The following is a 3,432-nucleotide window of genomic DNA, read 5'->3' as shown; positions in this document are numbered from 1 at the left end:
CGTGGAAGCGTACGCGAGCGGCTACCGACGCCACCCGCGGTGTCCGGCAGTTCTTTATCGAACTGGCGCAGCCGCGTCCGCTCTCTCCCGCGAGCAGCGATGCACCGATCCTCGGCCTCGACCATGTGGTGATTGCGACGCAGGACCCGGAGCGCGCTGCCGCCTTGTACGGCGCGCGGCTCGGCCTCGACATGGCGCTGGATCGCTCCAATCCCGACTGGGGCCAGTTGATGTTCTTCCGCTGCGGCGACCTGATCGTCGAACTGGTGCACCGGGCTGATAGCAAGGCCGACAAGGCACGCGACAGATTGTGGGGCCTGAGCTGGCGCGTCAGTGACGCCGAAGCGACTCGCGCACGGTTGCTGGCGGCCGGCATCGAGGTGTCCGAGGTCCGCGCCGGCCGCAAGCCCGGCACCCGCGTCATGAGCCTGCGCAGCGGCACTTGCGGAATTCCGACGCTGCTGGTGGAGCGGATCGGGAAGGTGTGAAGTGCGGGGAAGAGGGAAGAAGAACTACTTCCTCCACAACTCCGTCACGCCCTGCCATAGCAGCGCCAGTGAGATCACGAACAGCAGCACGTAGGCGATCCGGTAGAACAGTCCCGTCGGCATGTGCCGGACCAGCCAGATGCCGGCGAAGTTCGAAACAATGGCGACCGGCAGCAACAACACCGAGGTGGCCAAGTTACTCGCGGTGAACTGGCCGAGAGCGAAGTAGGGCACGATCTTCAGCGCGTTGACCACGGCGAAGAAAATCGTGGTGGTGCCGACCAGCACCAGCTTTGGCAGCCGCTGTGGCAGCACGTAAACCTGATAGGGCGGGCCGCCGGCCTGGGTCATGAAGGACGTGAAGCCGGACAGCGCCCCCCAGAACACCCCGGCGGCCGTGCCCATGCGCGTCGGCAGGGTATTGGCGCGTTTCAGCCAGACATTGGCGACAAACATGACGCCGATCAGCCCGATGGTGATGCGCACCGCATTGTCGGAAATGTGCGACGCCACCAGCCACGCCAGCGCCATGCCGATCACCGCCCCCGGCAGCAGGATCTTCAGATTGGAGGCATCCCAGTGCCTGCGGTAGACGGCAATCGAGATTATGTCCTGGCTGATGAGGAGCGGCAAGATCAGCGCAGCGGCCTCCAGCGGCGGCAGGTACAGCGCCAGCAGCGGCGTCGAGGCGATGCCGATGCCGGCGAAGCCGCCTTTCGACAGGCCGAGAAAGATCACTGCGGGGATCGCAACGGCATAGAAGAACGGGTCGGTGATAATCGGGGGCACGAGCGGTTCCGGGTGAGACGGCGCAGTGATAGCCAGCGCGGCGGCAAAAGGCGATCTCTGTTTGCGCATGGTCGCCAGAACATGCTTCGTTCTCAAAGCGGCGGTTGCGTGCTACATCCGGGATGGCGCGGCTGCACCACGCCTCTCACGCTCGACGGGACTTCGATTTGGCCAAGGCAAAGCAATCACTGCCGCAGAAGGCGCCCAAGAAAGCGCCCAAGAAGGCCCTGAAATGGCAGCGCGACCCGGAGGGCATGCGGATCCGCATTCTCGAAGCCGCGAAGAAGGAATTTGCGGCGCGTGGTCTGGCCGGCGCCCGGGTGGATCGTATCGCCGCGCAAGCCGGCGCCAACAAGCGCATGCTGTATTACCACGTCGGCAAGAAGGACGATCTCTATCTTGCCGTGCTGGAAGGGGCCTACGAAAAGATTCGCGTCGAGGAGCGCGCGCTTGATCTCGAGCATCTCGATCCGCCCGACGCGATCGAGAGCCTGATCTCCTTCACCTGGAATTACTTCATCCGCAACCCGGAGTTCCTGGCGCTGCTCAACACCGAGAATCTGGAACGCGCCAAGCACCTGAAGCGCTCCGAGAAGGTGAAGTCGATGCATTCGCCGTTTGTGGAGATGATCCGCACGGTGGTGAATCGCGGCGTCGAGAGCGGCGATTTCAAGGTCGCGATGGATCCGGTGCAGCTTTATATCTCCATCGCCGCACTGAGCTTCTTCTACCTGTCCAACAGCGCCACGCTGAGCGAGATTTTCGGCCGCGACCTGCTCGCCAGGCAGGCCAAGGAGGAGCGTCTGGCCCACATGGTGGCGCTGGTTCTGGCCGCGCTCACGGGCCGCTCGGTGGCGGAGTTCCTGTTGCGGGAAACCCCGCCTGCGCCGGCGCCGGCGCGCCAAACCGCCTGATAGGCTAATTTGTCATTCCGGCGCGGCAGCGGCGACAGCCGCGAGCGAACCCGGAATCCCGCAATGCTCAACCACCTCCTATCCCGGGTCTACATCCAGCCGGCTTCGCCGATTGAATGCATCCCGGAATGACGTTGGTGGCCGGCCACCTCCCTTCCTGACTAATCACCCAATTGACTTTCGGATCGGCGCGGGTAGTATTTATCCAACAAGTTAATTGTGACCGCAAAGACGGCATTCGGGGAGAGACGTGTGAGCGAGACCAAGGGCCGAGGAGCCGTGGCAAATCTGCTGAACGCCGCCTGGCTGCGCCCGTTCCTGTTTCTGATTTTCATCGTGGTGGCGTGGGACCTGGCGATCCGCATCTTCCGGATTCCCGCCTATCAGATCCCGGCGCCCGGCGATGTCGTGAAGGTGCTGTGGACCGACTGGCCCGAGCTGATGAGTCAGGCCTGGCCCACCACCTATGCCACCGTGGTGGGCTTCCTGCTGTCCGCGTTGTTCGGCATTCCCGTGGCGATGCTGATCGCCGGCTCGAAGACAGTCGAGAGCTACGTCTATCCGCTGCTGGTGTTCTCGCAGTCGATCCCGAAGATCGCCATCGCGCCGTTGTTCGTGGTGTGGTTCGGCTTCGGCATCTTTCCGAAAATCATCTCGGCGTTCCTGCTGGGCTTCTTCCCCGTGGTAGTCTCCGCCGTGCAGGGTTTCAAATCGGTCGATCCCGACATGGTCGATCTGGCCCGCGCCATGAAGGGCAGTCGCTTCAGCGTGTTCTGCGCCGTCAACCTGCCGCATGCGATGCCGGCGATCTTCTCCGGTCTCAAGGTCTCGGTGACGTTGGCGGTGGTCGGCGCGGTGGTCGGCGAATTCGTCGGCTCCAATTCCGGCATCGGCTATGTGCTGCAGCGCTCGATCGGCACCTTCGATCTGCCGACCATGTTCGCCGCACTGGTCATTCTGGCGCTGCTCGGCGTCATCCTGTTCTGGATCGTCGACCGTATCGAGCACTTCGTGATTCCCTGGCATGTCAGCCAGCGCGAGGACCTGATCGTCGCCGCCTGAGCGGCGCGTATGGCAACAAGCGGCCCATCAAGGGCCGCAGTGAAATATCAACGGGAGGCTAACATGCTGAGATGGGTTACCGCATTTTCGACGGCACTGATCTGGACCGCGCTCGCATCCGTCACGCCGGCAGCCGCCGCCGACAAGGTGGTGCTGATGCTGAACTGGTACGTCTATGG

Annotated in this window: 4 protein-coding genes; 3 read left to right on the top strand and 1 reads right to left on the bottom strand. The window is 63.2% G+C overall.

All coding sequences use genetic code 11. The annotated features are described in order from the left end of the window. A partial coding sequence (locus JWR89_RS12560) for a VOC family protein (protein ID WP_299716450.1) occupies positions 1-488 on the top strand: 488 nt, incomplete at its 5' end. Between the two features lie 24 nt (positions 489-512). On the opposite strand, the gene JWR89_RS12555 is transcribed toward JWR89_RS12560, so the two are convergent. Then, positions 513-1,277, bottom strand: coding sequence for a sulfite exporter TauE/SafE family protein (locus JWR89_RS12555; RefSeq protein ID WP_299716449.1), 765 nt, complete (start codon positions 1,275-1,277; stop codon positions 513-515). A 254-nt stretch (positions 1,278-1,531) separates the two neighbouring features. On the opposite strand from JWR89_RS12555, the gene JWR89_RS12550 reads away from it, so the two are divergent. Both JWR89_RS12550 and JWR89_RS12545 read left to right on the top strand, forming a co-directional pair. Next, on the top strand, positions 1,532-2,191 hold the full coding sequence (locus tag JWR89_RS12550) for a TetR/AcrR family transcriptional regulator (protein ID WP_299716452.1): 660 nt from the start codon (positions 1,532-1,534) through the stop codon (positions 2,189-2,191). Positions 2,192-2,443: 252 nt separating this feature from the next. Next, entirely contained in the window at positions 2,444-3,253 is an 810-nt protein-coding gene (locus JWR89_RS12545; protein WP_299716447.1) for an ABC transporter permease, read from the top strand. Positions 3,254-3,432: the final 179 nt, after the last annotated feature.

Origin of the sequence: Tardiphaga sp. (genome assembly GCF_028290785.1) — a bacterium.
Taxonomy (GTDB): Bacteria; Pseudomonadota; Alphaproteobacteria; order Rhizobiales; family Xanthobacteraceae; genus Tardiphaga.
Note: the sequence above shows the minus strand (reverse complement) of the source record. Positions and strands in the feature narration are given on the sequence as shown.

Bases quoted from the DNA above. Each gene is read 5' to 3' on its own strand.
- JWR89_RS12550 (WP_299716452.1), top strand. From the start codon at position 1,532: ATGCGGATCCGCATTCTCGAAGCCGCGAAGAAGGAATTTGCGGCGCGT.